General features: G+C 70.3%; 15 protein-coding genes. 12 read left to right on the plus strand and 3 right to left on the minus strand.

The window, feature by feature from the left end; all coding sequences use genetic code 11:
* Positions 1-84 precede the first annotated feature (84 nt).
* The 11 genes from ACG04R_RS18575 to ACG04R_RS18625 all read left to right on the plus strand — a co-directional run bounded on the left by ACG04R_RS18575 (position 85) and on the right by ACG04R_RS18625 (position 11380).
* A complete protein-coding gene (locus ACG04R_RS18575; protein ID WP_394414102.1) occupies positions 85-999 on the plus strand; it encodes a LysR family transcriptional regulator in 915 nt (304 codons plus the stop codon).
* A gap of 144 nt (positions 1000-1143) precedes the next feature.
* On the plus strand, positions 1144-2328 hold the full coding sequence (locus ACG04R_RS18580; RefSeq protein WP_394414105.1) for a methyl-accepting chemotaxis protein: 1185 nt from the start codon (positions 1144-1146) through the stop codon (positions 2326-2328).
* An 11-nt stretch (positions 2329-2339) separates the two neighbouring features.
* Entirely contained in the window at positions 2340-2708 is a 369-nt protein-coding gene (locus ACG04R_RS18585) for a response regulator (RefSeq protein WP_394414108.1), read from the plus strand.
* 1 nt (position 2709) lies between these two features.
* Entirely contained in the window at positions 2710-3027 is a 318-nt protein-coding gene (locus tag ACG04R_RS18590) for an STAS domain-containing protein (protein ID WP_394414111.1), read from the plus strand.
* Complete coding sequence (locus ACG04R_RS18595) at positions 3017-5239, plus strand: chemotaxis protein CheA (RefSeq protein WP_394414114.1); 2223 nt, start codon at positions 3017-3019, stop codon at positions 5237-5239. The genes ACG04R_RS18590 and ACG04R_RS18595 overlap by 11 nt, the downstream gene beginning before the upstream one ends.
* Before the next feature lie 25 nt (positions 5240-5264).
* Positions 5265-6911: a methyl-accepting chemotaxis protein gene (locus tag ACG04R_RS18600; RefSeq protein ID WP_394414117.1), complete on the plus strand. Its 1647-nt coding sequence runs from the start codon at positions 5265-5267 to the stop codon at positions 6909-6911.
* 19 nt (positions 6912-6930) lie between these two features.
* Positions 6931-7446 (plus strand): chemotaxis protein CheW, encoded by a 516-nt coding sequence (locus ACG04R_RS18605; protein WP_394414120.1) that lies wholly within the window; start codon positions 6931-6933, stop codon positions 7444-7446.
* A 313-nt stretch (positions 7447-7759) separates the two neighbouring features.
* The gene (locus ACG04R_RS18610) at positions 7760-8563 is read left to right on the plus strand and encodes a CheR family methyltransferase (protein ID WP_394414123.1); all 804 of its coding nucleotides are present in this window, start codon (positions 7760-7762) and stop codon (positions 8561-8563) included.
* On the plus strand, positions 8560-9057 hold the full coding sequence (locus ACG04R_RS18615; RefSeq protein ID WP_394414126.1) for a chemotaxis protein CheD: 498 nt from the start codon (positions 8560-8562) through the stop codon (positions 9055-9057). The genes ACG04R_RS18610 and ACG04R_RS18615 overlap by 4 nt, the downstream gene beginning before the upstream one ends.
* Positions 9054-10157, plus strand: a complete 1104-nt coding sequence (locus ACG04R_RS18620) for a protein-glutamate methylesterase/protein-glutamine glutaminase (RefSeq protein WP_394414129.1) — start codon at positions 9054-9056, stop codon at positions 10155-10157. Before ACG04R_RS18615 ends, ACG04R_RS18620 begins: the two co-directional genes overlap by 4 nt.
* Complete coding sequence (locus ACG04R_RS18625) at positions 10157-11380, plus strand: EAL domain-containing response regulator (protein ID WP_394414132.1); 1224 nt, start codon at positions 10157-10159, stop codon at positions 11378-11380. The genes ACG04R_RS18620 and ACG04R_RS18625 overlap by 1 nt, the downstream gene beginning before the upstream one ends.
* Positions 11381-11437: 57 nt before the next feature.
* Here ACG04R_RS18625 and ACG04R_RS18630 read toward each other — a convergent pair whose 3' ends face one another.
* Positions 11438-11887: a carboxymuconolactone decarboxylase family protein gene (locus ACG04R_RS18630; protein ID WP_394414135.1), complete on the minus strand. Its 450-nt coding sequence runs from the start codon at positions 11885-11887 to the stop codon at positions 11438-11440.
* Between the two features lie 90 nt (positions 11888-11977).
* On the opposite strand from ACG04R_RS18630, the gene pdxR reads away from it, so the two are divergent.
* Complete coding sequence (pdxR, locus tag ACG04R_RS18635; protein ID WP_394414138.1) at positions 11978-13411, plus strand: MocR-like pyridoxine biosynthesis transcription factor PdxR; 1434 nt, start codon at positions 11978-11980, stop codon at positions 13409-13411.
* On the opposite strand, the gene ACG04R_RS18640 is transcribed toward pdxR, so the two are convergent.
* On the minus strand, positions 13408-14799 hold the full coding sequence (locus ACG04R_RS18640; RefSeq protein WP_394414141.1) for a sensor histidine kinase: 1392 nt from the start codon (positions 14797-14799) through the stop codon (positions 13408-13410). The two genes, pdxR and ACG04R_RS18640, sit on opposite strands and share 4 nt — an antisense overlap.
* Positions 14796-15455 (minus strand): response regulator transcription factor, encoded by a 660-nt coding sequence (locus tag ACG04R_RS18645; protein ID WP_394414144.1) that lies wholly within the window; start codon positions 15453-15455, stop codon positions 14796-14798. The genes ACG04R_RS18640 and ACG04R_RS18645 overlap by 4 nt, the downstream gene beginning before the upstream one ends.
* Positions 15456-15470 lie beyond the last annotated feature (15 nt).

Here is a 15470-nt window from a genome sequence, read left to right on the forward strand (position 1 = left end):
GTTGTTGCCGTGGACTCGATACTCGGCCGCGCCCCCTCTTTTGACGTCCGGCCGCGTTGGCCGACTCGTGCAAGGCTTTCGAACATGCTCAGTGACGACGAGATCCAGCTGATGGAAGCCATCTTTGATGCCGGCAGCCTGTCGCGCGCCGCGGCCAGCCTGGGCAAGGCGCCGTCCACCGTGTCGTACACGCTGCGCCAGATCGAGAACCGCTTCGACGCGCTGCTGTTCGACCGCCGCCGCTACCGGCTGCAGCTCACCCCCGCCGGCGCACTGCTGGTGCGCGAGGCAGCCCGGCTGCGCGACGACATGCAGCGCCTGACGCGCCGCGTCACGCAGGTGGCCCGGGGCTGGGAGGACCGGCTCTGGATCGTCACCGACGAGGTCATCGAGTTCGAGACGCTGCTGCCTGTCATCCGCGACTTCGACGCGCTGGCCTCGGGCGTGAGCCTGCGCGTCACGCACGAGGTGCTGGGCGGCACCTGGGAGGCGCTGGCCGAGGGCCGGGCCGACCTCGTCATCGGCGCGACCAACGAGCCGCCGTCGGGCTCGAGCGTGCAATGGCGCGAGCTGGGGCAGATGCGTTGGGTCTACGCCGTCTCGCCGCGCCACCCGCTGGCCAAGGCCAAGGCACCGCTCACGGCCGAGCAGTTGCAGGCCCACCGCGCCGTCGTCGTGGCGGACACATCACGCCGCGGCGAGGGCCGGGCCTACGGCCACGGCGCCGGCCAGCCGACACTGGCCGTGCCCAGCATGGCCGCCAAGATCGAGGCCCAACGCGCCGGCCTGGGCGTGGGCTGGCTGCCCGAGGCCCGCGTGGCCGGGCTGCTGCAGCGCGGCGAGCTGGTGGCCAAGGCGATGGCCGTGCCGCGCGAGCCCAACATGCTCTACGTCGGCTGGCGGGCCAGCGACGGCCGCGCGCTGGCCTGGTGGCTGGAGCAGCTGAACGAGCCGCGGCTGAGCCGGCGCCTCGTCGACGGCTTGGACCGCTACGCCTGAGGCGACGGCCCAACAAATTTTCGGGGAGCTGACAGACTTTCTGCAGAAGTTTCTTGCTTGACCGCCCCCACCAGCTAGTAAGCTGAGGCCATTCCAAGATCAGGACGGCGTTTGCCGAGCCTGTGGAGACCACGGAGGCGGCGCATGCAATTCCAGGACAGCCCGACCCGCAGCACGACGTCCGCGCCAGCCAGCTGGCAGCGACTCGGGCCGTTGGCGCTTGGCGTGGTGGCGGCACTGGCAGCGCTTGGCCTGGGCGGGCTGAGCCTGCTGTCCATCGTCATCGCGCTGGCCCTCGTGGTCGCCGGCTTCATGCTGATGCGCAGCCTCTCCCAATGGCAGGCCGGCCTGCGCGCCGAGGTGCAAGCCCACCTGGACGGAGAACGCCAGCTCGGCGAGACGCTGCTGCCGGTCTGGAGCGGCCACATCGAATCCACGCGCAGCCAGGTCGAGGCGGCCGTCTCGGCGCTGTCGGAGCGCTTCGCCGGCATCGTGCAGCAGCTGGACGAAACGGCCAGGCTGTCCGACATGGCGGCCGACTCCATGTCCAGCGGCAGCGGTGGCCTGGTGGCCGTGTTCGCCCAGGGCGAGCGCGATCTGGGTCAGGTCGTGCGCTCGCTGGAAGAAGCCATGGGCGGCAAGGCCCAGATGCTGGGCAAGATCCAGGCGCTGGAGCAGTACATCGACGAGCTGCACGGCATGGCCGCCGACGTGGCCCGCATCGCGCAGCAGACCAACCTGCTGGCGCTGAACGCCGCCATCGAGGCGGCGCGCGCCGGCGAGCAGGGGCGCAGCTTCGCCGTCGTGGCGCAGGAGGTACGGCAGCTGTCCCAGGCGTCGGCGGATACCGGCCGACACATCGCGGCCAAGGTCACGACGATCAGCGACGCCATCAAGGCCACCAGCAAGGCCGCCGTCGAATCGCGCGTGCAGGACGACGCGGCGACCAGACAGTCCGCCGAGATCATCGACACCGTGCTGCAGCAGTTCCGCCGCTCGACCGACGCGCTCGTCGAGTCCGGCAGCCACCTGAAGAGCGGACGCGACTACCTGCAGCAGGAGATCAGCGAGGCGCTGGTGCACCTGCAGTTCCAGGACCGCATCAGCCAGGTCATGAGCCACGTGCGCGACAGCATCGACGCCGTGCCGCCGGCGCTGCAGGAGCTGGTGCGCGACTACGAGAGCGGCCACCGGCTGCGCGCGATCGATGCCACCGGCCTGCTGGCCGCGCTGGAGAGGACTTACGCCATGGCCGACGAACGCAGCGTTCACCGCGGCGGCAGCAGCGCCCCCGCTCCGGCCGCGGCGGACGAGATCACCTTCTTCTAGGAAGACGACCGATGAGCAAGACGATCCTGGTGGTGGACGACTCCGCCTCGCTGCGACAGGTCGTGGGCATCGCGCTGAAGAGCGCGGGCTACACGGTCATCGAAGGCTGCGACGGCAAGGACGCGCTGTCCAAGCTGACGGGCCAGAAGATCCACCTCGTCATCAGCGACGTGAACATGCCCAACATGGACGGCATCAGCTTCGTGAAGGCGCTCAAGGCCATGCAGGCCTACCGCTTCACGCCGGTCATCATGCTGACGACGGAGTCCGCCGACTCCAAGAAGGCCGAGGGCCAGGCCGCCGGCGCCAAGGCCTGGGTGGTGAAGCCGTTCCGGCCCGAGGTGATGCTGAACGCCGTCCAGAAACTCGTGCTGCCCTGACATGGCTGCCACCCTCGCAATCGACGGCGAGCTGAGCATCTACCGCGCGGCGGAGCTCAAGCCCGTGCTGTTGCAGGCGCTGGCCAAGGCCGATGCCGGGCTGGAGATCGACCTCTCCGCCGTCGCCGAATTCGACACCGCCGGCCTGCAGCTGCTGATGCTGGCCAAGCAGCAGGCCGCGGCACGCCAGCGCGAGCTGCACCTGGTCAACCACAGCCCACCGGTGCTGGAGGTGTTCGAGCTGCTCAACGTCGCCGCCTTCTTCGGCGACCCGCTGATCGTGGCCGCGCCCGCGGCGGGAGGACGCCATGGATCTTGACGCCGCGCTGCAGACCTTCATCGTCGAATGCCGCGAGCTGCTGGCCGACATGGAGACCGCGCTGCTGGGCATCGAGCACGCCGCCAACCGCGACGAGGCCGTCAACGCGATCTTCCGCGCCGCGCACACGATCAAGGGCTCGGCCGGGCTCTTCGGGCTGGACCATTTCGTCAGCTTCACGCATGTCGTCGAGAGCCTGCTGGACGAGGTGCGAGACGGCAGGCTGGACATCAACGACGAGCTGGTCGTGCTGCTGCTGTCCTGCTGCGACCACCTCACCGTGCTGACCGACCGCCTGGAGGCCGGCCACACCGACGAAGACTCCGCCAGCGCGCAGAACGCCCAGCTGCTGCTGGCCCAGCTGCGCCGCTGGCTGGAGCCCGGCACGGCCGCGCCCGCGGGAACGGCTCCATCCGCGCTGGCGCTGGACGTGCCGCTGGCCGAGGTCGAGCGCATCAGGCGTCACGACGAGGGCGGCACGACGGACGACCTGTGGCACATCTCGCTGCGCTTCGGCCGCGACGTGCTGCGCATGGGCATGGACCCGCTGTCCTTCATCCGCTACCTGGGCCAGATCGGCCGCATCGCCGCCCTCGTCACGCTGGCCGACGCACTGCCCGCCGACGCCGACGAGATGGACGCCGAGACCTGCTACCTCGGCTTCGAGATCGCACTGCAGAGCCAGGCCGACAAGGCCACCATCGAAGGCGTGTTCGAGTTCGTGCAGGACGACTGCACGCTGCGCATCCTGCCGCCGAACAGTCGCATCGAGGACTACGTCGCCCTCATCAAGGGCCTGCCCGAGGAGCCGGCGCGGCTGGGCGAGATCCTCGTCAAGTGCGGCAGCGTCACGGCGCGCGAGCTGGAGGCAGCGCTTGCCGCGCAGGCCGATGGCAGCGCCGCCGGCGGCGTGGAAAGCAAGCTGGGCAGCATCCTCATCGAGCAGCAGGCCGTGCCGCCCGTCGTCGTCGACGCCGCGCTGAGCAAGCAGCGCCAGAGCACCGAGACGCGCTCGCAGGAAAGCCGCTCCATCCGCGTCGACGCCGACCGGCTGGACCACCTCATCAATCTCGTCGGCGAGCTCATCATCGCCGGCGCCAGCGCCGACCTGCTGGCCCGCCAGGTGCAGCATCCCGAGCTGCAGGAGGCCACGTCGCGCATGGCCGGCCTCGTGCAGGAGGTACGCGACGGCGCGCTGCAACTGCGCATGGTGAAGATCGGCGCCACGTTCAACAAGTTCCAGCGCGTGGTGCACGACGTGTCGCGCGAGATCGGCAAGGACATCGCGCTGCAGGTCAGCGGCGAGGACGCCGAACTGGACAAGACCGTCGTCGAGAAGATCGGCGACCCGCTGCTGCACCTGGTGCGCAACGCCATCGACCACGGCATCGAGCCGGTCGAGGCGCGCGTGGCCCGCGGCAAGCCCGCCAAGGGCCTCGTCAGGCTCAACGCCTTCCACGACTCGGGCAGCATCGTCATCGAGGTCAGCGACGACGGCGGCGGCCTCAAGCGCGAGCGCATCCTCGCCAAGGCCGTCGAGCGAGGCCTGGTGGACGCCGACGCCAAGCTCAGCGACGCCGAGGTCTTCGAGCTGATCTTCGAGCCTGGGTTCTCGACGGCCGAGCAGATCACCAACCTGTCGGGCCGCGGCGTCGGCATGGACGTCGTCAAGCGCAACATCACCGCGCTGCGCGGCACCGTGGGCATCCGCAGTGCCGAGGGCCAGGGCACCACCGTCAGCGTGCGGCTGCCGCTGACGCTGGCCATCATCGACGGCTTCCTCGTCAAGGTCGGCGACTCCGTCTTCGTCGTGCCGCTGGACCTCATCGAGGAGTGCATCGAGTTCAGCAGCGAGCCTGGCCACGACTACTGCAACCTGCGCGGCGAAGTGCTTCCCTTCGTCCGGCTGCGCCAGTTCTTCGACATCGATGGTGCCGTGCCGCGGCGCGAGAGCGTCGTCGTCATCCAGCATGCCGGCCAGCGCGCCGGCCTCGTCGTGGACGCACTGCTGGGCGAGTTCCAGACCGTCATCAAGCCGCTGAGCCGCGTGTTCCAGCAGGTCAAGTGCATCAGCGGCTCCACCATCCTCGGCAACGGCGCCGTCGCGCTGATCCTCGACATCGCCGCGCTGCTGCACCAGACCAGCCAGCGCCACCACATTTCCACCGTCTCCCGCACCCTGCAGACCACCAACACCTCCAGAGCGAACTGAGTCGCCACCTTCGAAAGGAAGACAAATGCTCAACAAGATCACCGTCGCGATGCGACTGAGCCTGCTGGTCGCCGTGATGGCGGTGGCGATGCTGCTGATCGGCCTGGCGGGTCTGCGAGGGATGGAATTCAGCAACGCCAAGCTCAAGACGGTCTACGAGGACCGCACGCTGTCCGTCGTGCAGCTGGCCAACATGAACGACTCGGGCTATCAGGCCCGCATCAACGTCAACAAGGCGGTGTTCGCCACGAAGGCCGAGGATGCCGAGGCCTTCCTGCAACGCACGGTCAAGCCCGACGAGACCTACGACAAGAACATCAAGGCCTACCTCGCCAGCTACATCACGGCCGAGGAGAAGACGCTGTTCGACGAGTACCAGTCGCTGTGGGCGCCCTACCTGGAAAGCCGCGCCAAGTTGATGACTGCGATACGCGCCGGCCGCGGCGAGGAAGCGCGCGAACTGCTGCCGACGAACGACAAGCAGTTCATCGCGGCGCGAACCGTGCTGCGCAAGGTGCAGGACCTGCAGGAGCGAGTCGCCAAGGACGAGTACGAGCAGGCGGTTGCGCAGGCGGCATCCACCACCAAGCTCAACATCGGCCTCATCGTCGGCGGCCTGGCGATTGGCATCGGCCTGGCCTTCGTCATCATCCGCAACCTGATGGCCCAGCTCGGCGGCGAGCCCGACTATGCGGCGGCGATGGTGACCGAGGTGGCGGCGGGCAACCTGACCGTCGACATCCAGACCAAGCCCGGCGACACCAAGAGCCTGCTCGCCTCGATGAAGGCCATGGTCGAGAAACTCAGCCAGGTGGTGTCCGAGGTCAGCAGCGGCGCCGAGGGCATCACGGGTGCGGCCGAGCAGGTCAGCGCGACGGCGCAATCACTGTCGCAGGCCACCAGCGAGCAGGCCGCCGGCGTCGAGGAGACCAGCGCCTCGGTCGAGCAGATGACCGCGTCCATCGCGCAGAACACCGACAACGCCAAGGTCACCGACGCGATGGCCAGCAAGGCCGCCTCCGAGGCGGCCGAGGGCGGGGAGGCGGTCAAGTCCACCGTGTCGGCGATGAAGCAGATCGCCAAGAAGATCGTCATCATCGACGACATCGCCTACCAGACCAACCTGCTGGCGCTGAACGCGGCCATCGAGGCAGCACGTGCCGGCGAGCATGGCAAGGGCTTCGCGGTCGTGGCCGCCGAAGTGCGCAAGCTGGCCGAGCGCAGCCAGGTCGCGGCGCAGGAGATCGGCGAGGTCGCGAGCAGCAGCGTCGAGCTGGCCGAGCGCGCCGGCCACCTGCTGGACGCCATCGTCCCCAACATCAAGAAGACCTCCGACCTGGTGCAGGAGATCACGGCCGCCAGCGAGGAACAGTCCAGCGGCGTCGCGCAGATCAACTCCGCCGTCGGCCAGCTCAGCCAGACCACGCAGCAGAACGCCGCCGGCTCCGAGCAGCTTGCCGCCACCGCCGAGGAGATGAGCAGCCAGGCCGAGGAACTGCAGGCGACGATCGCCTTCTTCCGCGTGGATGGCGGCAGCGGGCGCAGCAGCCTGCCGCAGCGGCGCCGCCCGGCCACGGCCAAGCGCTCGTCCGGGCGCGCGCTCCCCCCGTCGGAAGCCAAGGGCGGCTTCAGCGACGCGGAGCCGGACGAGTCGATGTTCGTCAAGTATTGAAGCCTGGGACGCCGCGCCCATGAACGCCCTCGTCACCCAGCCCGGCGAACGCCCGTCCGCGTCGGGCAGCGCCGCCGAAACCCGCCAGTACCTGACCTTCATGCTCGGCGGCGAGGTGTTCGCCATCGGCATCCTGGCCATCAAGGAAATCATCGAGTACGGTCGCATCACGCCGGTGCCGATGATGCCCGCCACGATACGCGGCGTCATGAACCTGCGCGGCGCCGTCGTGCCAGTGATGGACCTCGCAGCCCGCTTCGGGCGCCCCAGCGCCGAGACCGGCAAGCGCACCTGCATCGTCATCGTCGAAAGGCACACGGCCGAGGAGCAGCAGGTCATCGGCGTCGTCGTCGACTCGGTCAACGCGGTACAGGAGATCGCGGCCGGCGACATCGAGCCGGCCCCCGGCTTCGGCATGCGCATCGCGCCGCAGTTCATCGCCGGCATGGGCAAGGTGAACAGCAAGTTCGTCATCCTGCTGGACATCGAGCAGGTGCTCTCTCTGCACGACATGGAGCAGCTGCAAGAGGCATGAACCCCTCGCCCAGCCTCGCGCCGCTGAACGCGGGCGAATCCGGTCGGTCTTGCAGACCGCGCTGCGGCCCGGGCCGCAGCCCTTCGGCAGGCACGTGCCGCCCACCGGGCGCCACGTGTCCGGCCTCAGCCCCCGAGGGGACGGCGATGCTTGCGGCATTGAGCCGCAAGCACATCGCCACGACGGGCCGGCTCGGCGAACTGGAGTCGGACACAAGCAGTCCCTGCGGACTGCTTGTGCCTACGACAGGCCATGAGCCTCTGGCTCATGGCAGCCCAGCGCTCGGCCCGGAAGACCACTGGAGCCTCCCGACATGATCGAGTTGAGCAACCAGGAGTTCACGCGCTTTCAGGCCTTCATCTACGAAGCGGCCGGCATCAGCCTGTCCGACAGCAAGAAGGTGCTGGTCAGCGGCCGGCTGGAGAAGCGGCTGCGCCACCACCGGCTGGGCAGCTACGGCGACTACCTGCAGCTGATCCACCAGCCCGGCCATGCCGACGAGCGCCAGATCGCCATCGACCAGCTGACGACCAACGAGACCTATTTCTTCCGCGAGCCACGCCACTTCGAGCTGCTGCGCGAGCTGGCGCTGGCCGCGCGCGACGCGGGCCAGGGCCTGCGCGTCTGGAGCGCCGCCTGCTCCAGCGGCGAAGAGGCCTACAGCATCGCGATGGTGCTGGCCGACTGCCTGGGTGATATCCGCCCCTGGGAGGTCGTGGCCTCGGACATCAGCACCCGCGTGCTGCAGCGCGCGCGCTGGGGCCACTACCCCGTGGAGCGCACCACCCACATCCCACCCGACTACCTGAAGCGCTTCTGCCTGCGCGGCACCGGCACGCAGGCCGGCACGCTGCTGGTGCAGCGCCCGCTGCGCCAGCGCGTGCAGTTCGCGCAGATCAACCTCGACCAGACGCTGCCGCCGCAGACCGCCTTCGACCTGATCTTCCTGCGCAACGTGATGATCTACTTCAGCACCGACACCAAGCGCCGCGTCGTCTCGCGCCTGGTGGGGCAGCTCAAGCCAGGCGGACACCTGCTGATCGGACATTCCGAGACGCTGAACGACGTCAGCACGCAGGTCCGCCAGCTGACGCCCTCCGTCTATCGAAAACCGTGAAGCCCGCCGACAAGACCATCGTGCTGCTGCCCGGTGAGCATTTCGCCGGCGACGAGCACTACCGTGTCAGCACGCTGCTGGGTTCCTGCGTGTCCATCGTGCTGTGGCAGCCACAGCGGCGGCTGGGCGCGATGTCGCACTTCGTGCTGGCCGACGGCCCTTCGCCGTCACCGGACCGCGCGCTCAACGGCCGCTATGGCAACGAGGCGTTGGCGCTGATGCTGGACAACCTGCGCGCACTGGGCGTGGCACCGGGCGACTGCCAGGCCAAGGTCTTCGGCGGCGGCGCGATGTTCGGCAACAACCCGCAGGTGCTGCTGCCCGACGTGGGCCGCAAGAATGGCGAGGCCGCGCGCGAGCTGCTACAGCGGCACGGCATTCCCATCGTGTCCGAGAGCTTGTTCGGTGGCGGGCATCGGCAGATCATCTTCAGCATCCGCACCGGTGAGGTCTGGATGCGCCACGGCGGTCAGGGCGACAGGAGGTCGGCATGAGCATCAAGGTCATGGTGGTCGACGACTCGGCCGTCGTGCGGCAGGTGTTGTCCGGCCTGATCTCGGCAACGCCGGGCATGGAGGTGCTGCACGCCGTGTCCGACCCGCTGATGGCGATGGAGCGCATGAAGACGACCTGGCCCGACGTCATCGTGCTGGACGTCGAGATGCCGCGCATGGACGGCATCACCTTCCTGCGCCAGATCATGGCGGACCGGCCGACGCCGGTCGTCATCTGCTCGACGCTGACCGAGAAAGGCACGCGCACGTCGATGGACGCGCTGGCTGCCGGCGCCGTAGCCATCGTCACCAAACCCAAGCTGGAGCTGAAGAAGTTCCTGCAGACCAACGCCGCCGAGCTGATCGGCGCCGTGCGCGCGGCCGCGGCGGCCAACGTGAGCCGGCTGGCGCCGCGCGCCGCGGCGGGTGCCGCGCCGGTCGCCCGCGTCAAGCTGACGGCCGATGCCATGCTGCCGCCCGGCGAAGGCCGTGCGATGGCGCAGACCACCGAGCAGGTCGTCGCCATCGGCACGTCCACCGGCGGCACGCAGGCGCTGGAGGAGGTGCTGACGGCGCTGCCGCGCGTGTGCCCCGGCATCGTCATCGTGCAGCACATGCCGGAGAAGTTCACGGCCGCGTTCGCGGCGCGGCTGAATTCGCTGTCGGAGATCGAGGTCAAGGAGGCCGCGACGAACGACCGCGTGCTGCCGGGCCGCGCGCTGATCGCGCCGGGCGGCAAGCACATGATCCTGCGCCGCAACGGCGCGCAGTATTTCGTCGAGGTGGCCGACGGGCCGCTGGTCAACCGCCACCGCCCCTCGGTGGACGTGCTGTTCCGCTCGGTGAGCCGCTGTGCCGGTGCCAACGCACTCGGCATCATCATGACCGGCATGGGCGACGACGGCGCCCAGGGCCTGCTGGAGATGCGCCAGGCCGGCGCGCGCACGCTGGGCCAGGACGAGCGCAGCTGCGTCGTCTACGGCATGCCCAAGGAGGCCGTGAAGCGCGGCGCCGTCGAGCGCGCCGTGCCGCTGTCCGCCATCGCCGCCGAGATCGTGCAGCAGATGTCGCGCACCGGCGCCAGCCGCGGGGAGGCCTGATGCCCGAGACGACGGCTCCGCTGGTGGCGCTCGTCGTCGAGGACAGCGCCGTGCAGCGCAGCCATCTCGTGTCGCTCGTGGAGGACCTGAAGATCGGCGTCGTGCTGCAGGCCGCCGACGGCCTGGAAGCGCTGAAGCTGCTGGAGCAGCAGCCGCAGCAGCGCATCTTCCTCGTCATCACCGACATCGACATGCCGGGCATGGACGGCATCGAGCTGATCGGCCGCCTGGCCGAGGGCCGGCACGTGGAGAACCTCATCGTCACCAGCGCGCGCGACCCGCGGCTGCTGGAGACGGTGGAGAGCATGGGCGCCGGCGAGGAGCGGCTGCAGCTGCTGGGCACGCTGCCCAAGCCGGTCACCGCCGCCGCGCTGGCGCGCATGCTGGAGCACGCCCGGCCGCGCCGCGGCGGCCCGGGCGTGAAGCCGCAGTTCGAGCCCAGCGAGGCCGAGATCTGCCGCGCGCTGGGTGCGGGCGAGTTCGTGCCCTACGTGCAGCCCAAGGTCAGCATCGCCACCGGCCTGGTCAAGGGCGTGGAGGCGCTGGCGCGCTGGCAGCATCCGGAGCATGGCCTGCTCGGGCCGCAGGTCTTCATCGAGCGCATCGAGGGCACGCCGCTGATGGCGCGCTTCACGCTTTCCATGGTCGAGCAGGCGCTGGGCCATCTGCAGGACTGGGCGCGCGCGATGCCGGCGCTGACGCTGTCGCTGAACCTCTCGGCCGATGACCTGGCCGACCAGGGGTTCATCGACCGGCTCACCCGCCTCGTGACCGAGCACGGCGCGATGCCGGCCTCGCTGACCTGGGAGGTCACCGAGACGATGATCATGAACAGCCAGGCCATGGCCAACCTGGCCCGGCTGGGGCTGAAGGGCTTCGGCCTGTCGATGGACGACTACGGCGTCGGCTACTCGTCGATGCAGACGTTGTCGCGCAGCCCGTTCACGGAGCTGAAGATCGACCGCATCTTCGTCAACGGCGCCAGCGAGCGCAGCAACCGCCGCGCCATCCTGAACAGCTCGCTGGACATGGGCCGGCGCCTGGGCGTGTGCACGGTGGCCGAAGGCGTGGAGACCGTCGAGGACTGGAAGCTGCTGGCCGAGCTGGGCTGCGACGTGGCCCAGGGTTATCTCATTGCACGGCCCATGCCGGCGGGCGAGCTGATCGGCTGGTGCCGCAGCGAGCGTGCGCGGCTGCGGGCGCTCGCTGCGAACAAGGCCTAGCTTCAGCGCTCGCTTCTGACCCGCGGCGCGGCGACAGACTCGACCGTCGCGCCTGACTCAGGGCTCGACCGGCAGCGACTTGCGGAAGCCGATCGCGAAGCGGTTCCAGGCGTTGATGGTCGTGATCGCCAGCGTCAGGTTCACGAGTTCCGCGTCGCTGAACTCGCTGCGCGCGAAGTCGTAGTCGGCGTCGCTCGCGTGGCCGTCGATCACCAGCGTCAGCGCTTCCGTCCAGGCCAGCGCGGCCTGTTCGCGGCGGCTGAACAGCTCGGTCTCGCGCCAGGCCGGCAGCACGTAAAGGCGTCGCTCGCTCTCCCCGGCCTTGCGCGCGTCGCGGGCATGCATGTCCAGGCAGAAGGCACAGCCGTTGAGCTGCGATGCGCGCATCTTCACCAGCTCCAGCAGGCTGGCTTCCAGGCCCAAGTGGTTGACGGCGGCGGACAGGGCCAACATGGCCTTCAGCGCGGCAGGCGAGGCGGTGTAGAAATCAATGCGGGGCGTGCTCATGGGATGCTCTCGACGTGGTGTTGGGGTGAGCGAATGGTGAATTCCCCGCACCGCGCCCAGCAGTCCAATCCCGGCCAATTTCGGTAGTCCATGGATCTCCACATCGTCATCGACCCCGCCCAGCCGCGCGGCGAGCAGGTGCTGCGCCAGCTGCGCGGCCTGATCCGCAGCGGCCGCCTCGCCACCGGTGCGCAGCTGCCGCCGACGCGGCTGCTGGCCGAACAGCTGGGGCTGGCGCGCCAGACCGTGGCCGAAGCCTACGAACGGCTGGTGCTGGAGCAGCTCATCGAGGCGCGCCGCGGGCGCGGCAGCTTCGTGCGCGCGCTGCCCGTGGCTGAGGCCGAAGCGCCGCCGGCCGTGATGCCGCGCTTTGCCAGCGCCGAGCGCATTGCCGCCTTCCAGGCGCTGCCGCTGCCCTTCCTGCGCATCGCCGACAGCCCGCTGGCGCGTTTCGACTTCGTCGGTGGCTCGCCGGAGCCGGCGCTGTTCCCGCACGAGGACTGGCGCCGCCACCTGCACGCGGCCCAGCGCCAGCTCGGCCAGGGCAGCGCGCACGCGCCGCCCGCGGGCCTCACGGCGCTGCGCGAGGCCATCGCCGAGCACGTGGCGTTCGCGCGCGGCGTGCGCTGCTCGGCGGCGGATGTCATCGTCACGCAGGGTGCGCAGCAAGCCTTCGACCTGCTCGTGCGCGTGCTCGTGGCCCCGGGCGACACGGCGGCCATCGAATCGCCCGGCTACCCACCCGTCATCGCGCAGCTGCAGGCGCAGGGCGCGCGCACGGTGCGCGTGCCGGTGGACGACGACGGCCTTGTCACCGATGCACTGCCGGCCGGTGCCCGCCTCGTCTACACGACGCCGGCGCACCAGTTCCCGCTTGGCGTGCCGATGAGCGCGGCGCGGCGGCACGCGCTGCTGGCCTGGGCAGCGCGCACCGGCACCGTCGTCATCGAGGACGACTACGACAGCGAGTTCCGCTTCGAGGGCGCGCCGCGCGACAGCCTGCAGGGGCTGGACACCGAGGGCCGCGTCGCCTTCGTCGGCAGCTTCTCCAAGACGCTGGCACCGTCGCTGCGGCTGGGCTACGTCATCGCGCCGCCGGCCCTGCGCCAGGCGCTGCTGCACGCCAAGCACCTGGCCGACGTGCACGGCCCCAGCCTGCTGCAGAGCGCACTGGCGCGCTTCATGGCCGAGGGCGCCTACCGCCGCCACCTGCGCCGCTGCGTGGCCGAGTACGCCAAGCGGCGCGAGCGGCTGATGGCGGGCTTCTGCGGGCCGCTTCGGCCGTGGTTCAAGCTGCTGCACGCGGAGGCCGGCTTCCACCAGGCCGCGCTGCTGAAGCCCGGCCTGGGCATCGACGCACCACAGCTCGCCGCGCTGGCCCGGCGTGTGGATGTCGGGCTGTACCCGCTGCAGGGCCTGGGCGCCGAGCGCGACGGCCTGCTGATGGGCTTCGGCCGCGTCGCGCCGGACGGCATCGACGAAGCGCTGGGGCGTATCGCCGGGCTGCTGGAAGCAGCGACCTAGCCGAGCGGCAGCGTCAGCCTCGCGATGCAGCCGTGCGGCGCAGCCGGCAGCAGCTCGGCGCTGCCGCCGTGGCGCTCGGCGATCTCGCGCACGATGGCCAGTCCCAGGCCGCAGCCCTCGCCGTGCGGCGCCCCGCGCACGAAGCGCTCGAAGGCGCGCTCGCGCAGAGCAGGCTCCAGGCCGGGGCCGTTGTCCTCCACGTCGATCCACACGTCGTCCATCGCGCGGCGCAGCCGCACGGTGATCGTCGCGCCCGGGCCGGCGTAGCGCACCGCGTTGTCGATGAGGTTGACGACGGCCTCGCGCAGCAACAGCTCGACGCCCTGCACCTGCAAGCCCTCATGGGCGACGTCCACGCCCAGGTCGCAGCCGGCGGCCAGCGCGCGCGGCACCCAGTCGGTGGCAACCTCGCGGACGAGGCGGGCGCAGTCGACTGCCTCCCAGCCCTGCGCCGCGACGGCCTCGGGCTCGGCGCGGGCCAGCACCAGCAACTGCGACACGAGGCGGGCGCCGCGCACGGCGCTCTCGTGCACACGCTCCAGGCGCTGGCGCAGCGCGGGGTCCCGGTTCACGTCCACGGCGTCCAGCGCCAGCTCGGTCTGGCTCTTCAGCCCGGCCAGCGGCGTGCGCAGCTGGTGGGCAGCGTCGCTGATGAAGCGTCGCTGCGTGTCCAGGCTGTGCTGCACCTGACCCAGCAGCTCGTTGACGGCCCCGGCCAGCGCGCGCACCTCGGGCGGCGCGGCCTGCAGCTGCACCGGGTCCAGCGCGTCGGCGCGACGGCCTTCCATCTGCTGCTGCAGCTCGGCCAGCGGCTTCAGGCCTTTGCGGATGCCGGCCCACACGCCCATGCTCATCAGCGCGATCAGCAGCGACAGTGGCAGCGCGGTGTCCAGCAACATGCGCCGCGCCAGCAGGTCACGCGGCGCGCTGGAGCGGGCGATCTGCACGCGCAGTGCGGCCTCCGGCGCGCCGGCCGCGGCGAGCTTCAGATCCAGCGACACGACCCGCATCGGCTCGGGCACGGTGGCGTCGAAGAAGACCGGCTCGTCCAGTTCGCCCGCGCGCGGCGGCGCCGGCATGCGCGCGTCGCCCAGCAGCAGCTGGCCCGGCGGCGAGCTGACCATGTACATGACGCGGTCCTCGGGGTCGGCAGCGAGGATGTCCTGGGCCGAGCGCGGCAGATCCACGAACAGCCCGCTGGCCGTGGGCCGGATCTGGCGGGCCAACGCGCGGGCGGCCTGCAGCAGGCTGGCGTCGACGAGCTCGTCAGCGTGCCGGCTGGCCACACGGTAGGCGCCGAACGCGGCCACCAGCCACAGCACGATCTGCGGCAGCAGCAGCCACAGCAGCAGTTGCCGGTGCAGCGAGCGGCCGGACGGTGCGCTCACGGCGAGGCGGTCGCTTCGAGCAGATAGCCCAGCCCACGCACGGTGCGCACGGCCAGGCCGGAGCCTTCGAGCTTCTTGCGCAGGCGGTGGATGTAGACCTCGATGGAGCCGCCATCGTCGCTGCCCCAGGCCTCGACGATCTGCTGCTTGGTGACGACGCGGTCGCGCTCGGTGAGCAGCAGGTCCAGCAACGTCCATTCGCGCGGGCTGAGCTCGATGGCCTCTCCCGCAATGCTGGCGCGGCGCGCGGCGCGGTCCAGCGTCAGGCCCCGCAACTGCTGGGCGGCGCTGCCCGGCCGGCCGCGGCGCATCAGCGCGTGCAGGCGGGCCTCCAGTTCGGGGAAGTCGAAGGGTTTGGTCAGGTAGTCGTCGGCGCCGGCCTGCAGGCCGGCCACGCGGTGCTCCAGCGCATCCAGCGCCGTCAGCACGAGGATGGGCAGCGTGCGGCCCGCTTCGCGCACACGCTTGAGCACGGTGAGGCCGTCCACCAGCGGCAGGCCCAGGTCCAGGATGGCGACATCGAAGTCCTGCTTGCGCAGCAGGTACTCGGCCACCGCGCCGTTCTCGGCCCACTCGACCTTGAAGCCGGCGTTAAGCAATTGCTGCTGCAGCGCGTCGGCCAGCAGGGTGTCGTCTTCGGCGAGCAGCAGGTTCATGGGGCACAGACTTTA

The organism is Pelomonas candidula (genome assembly GCF_043555985.1).
GTDB lineage: Bacteria > Pseudomonadota > Gammaproteobacteria > Burkholderiales > Burkholderiaceae_C > Pelomonas > Pelomonas candidula.

Bases quoted from the DNA above. Each gene is read 5' to 3' on its own strand.
- ACG04R_RS18575 (WP_394414102.1), top strand. From the start codon at position 85: ATGCTCAGTGACGACGAGATCCAGCTGATGGAAGCCATCTTTGATGCC.
- ACG04R_RS18580 (WP_394414105.1), top strand. From the start codon at position 1,144: ATGCAATTCCAGGACAGCCCGACCCGCAGCACGACGTCCGCGCCAGCC.
- ACG04R_RS18585 (WP_394414108.1), top strand. From the start codon at position 2,340: ATGAGCAAGACGATCCTGGTGGTGGACGACTCCGCCTCGCTGCGACAG.
- ACG04R_RS18590 (WP_394414111.1), top strand. From the start codon at position 2,710: ATGGCTGCCACCCTCGCAATCGACGGCGAGCTGAGCATCTACCGCGCG.
- ACG04R_RS18595 (WP_394414114.1), top strand. From the start codon at position 3,017: ATGGATCTTGACGCCGCGCTGCAGACCTTCATCGTCGAATGCCGCGAG.
- ACG04R_RS18600 (WP_394414117.1), top strand. From the start codon at position 5,265: ATGCTCAACAAGATCACCGTCGCGATGCGACTGAGCCTGCTGGTCGCC.
- ACG04R_RS18605 (WP_394414120.1), top strand. From the start codon at position 6,931: ATGAACGCCCTCGTCACCCAGCCCGGCGAACGCCCGTCCGCGTCGGGC.
- ACG04R_RS18610 (WP_394414123.1), top strand. From the start codon at position 7,760: ATGATCGAGTTGAGCAACCAGGAGTTCACGCGCTTTCAGGCCTTCATC.
- ACG04R_RS18620 (WP_394414129.1), top strand. From the start codon at position 9,054: ATGAGCATCAAGGTCATGGTGGTCGACGACTCGGCCGTCGTGCGGCAG.
- ACG04R_RS18625 (WP_394414132.1), top strand. From the start codon at position 10,157: ATGCCCGAGACGACGGCTCCGCTGGTGGCGCTCGTCGTCGAGGACAGC.
- ACG04R_RS18630 (WP_394414135.1), bottom strand. From the start codon at position 11,887: ATGAGCACGCCCCGCATTGATTTCTACACCGCCTCGCCTGCCGCGCTG.
- pdxR (WP_394414138.1), top strand. From the start codon at position 11,978: ATGGATCTCCACATCGTCATCGACCCCGCCCAGCCGCGCGGCGAGCAG.
- ACG04R_RS18645 (WP_394414144.1), bottom strand. From the start codon at position 15,455: ATGAACCTGCTGCTCGCCGAAGACGACACCCTGCTGGCCGACGCGCTG.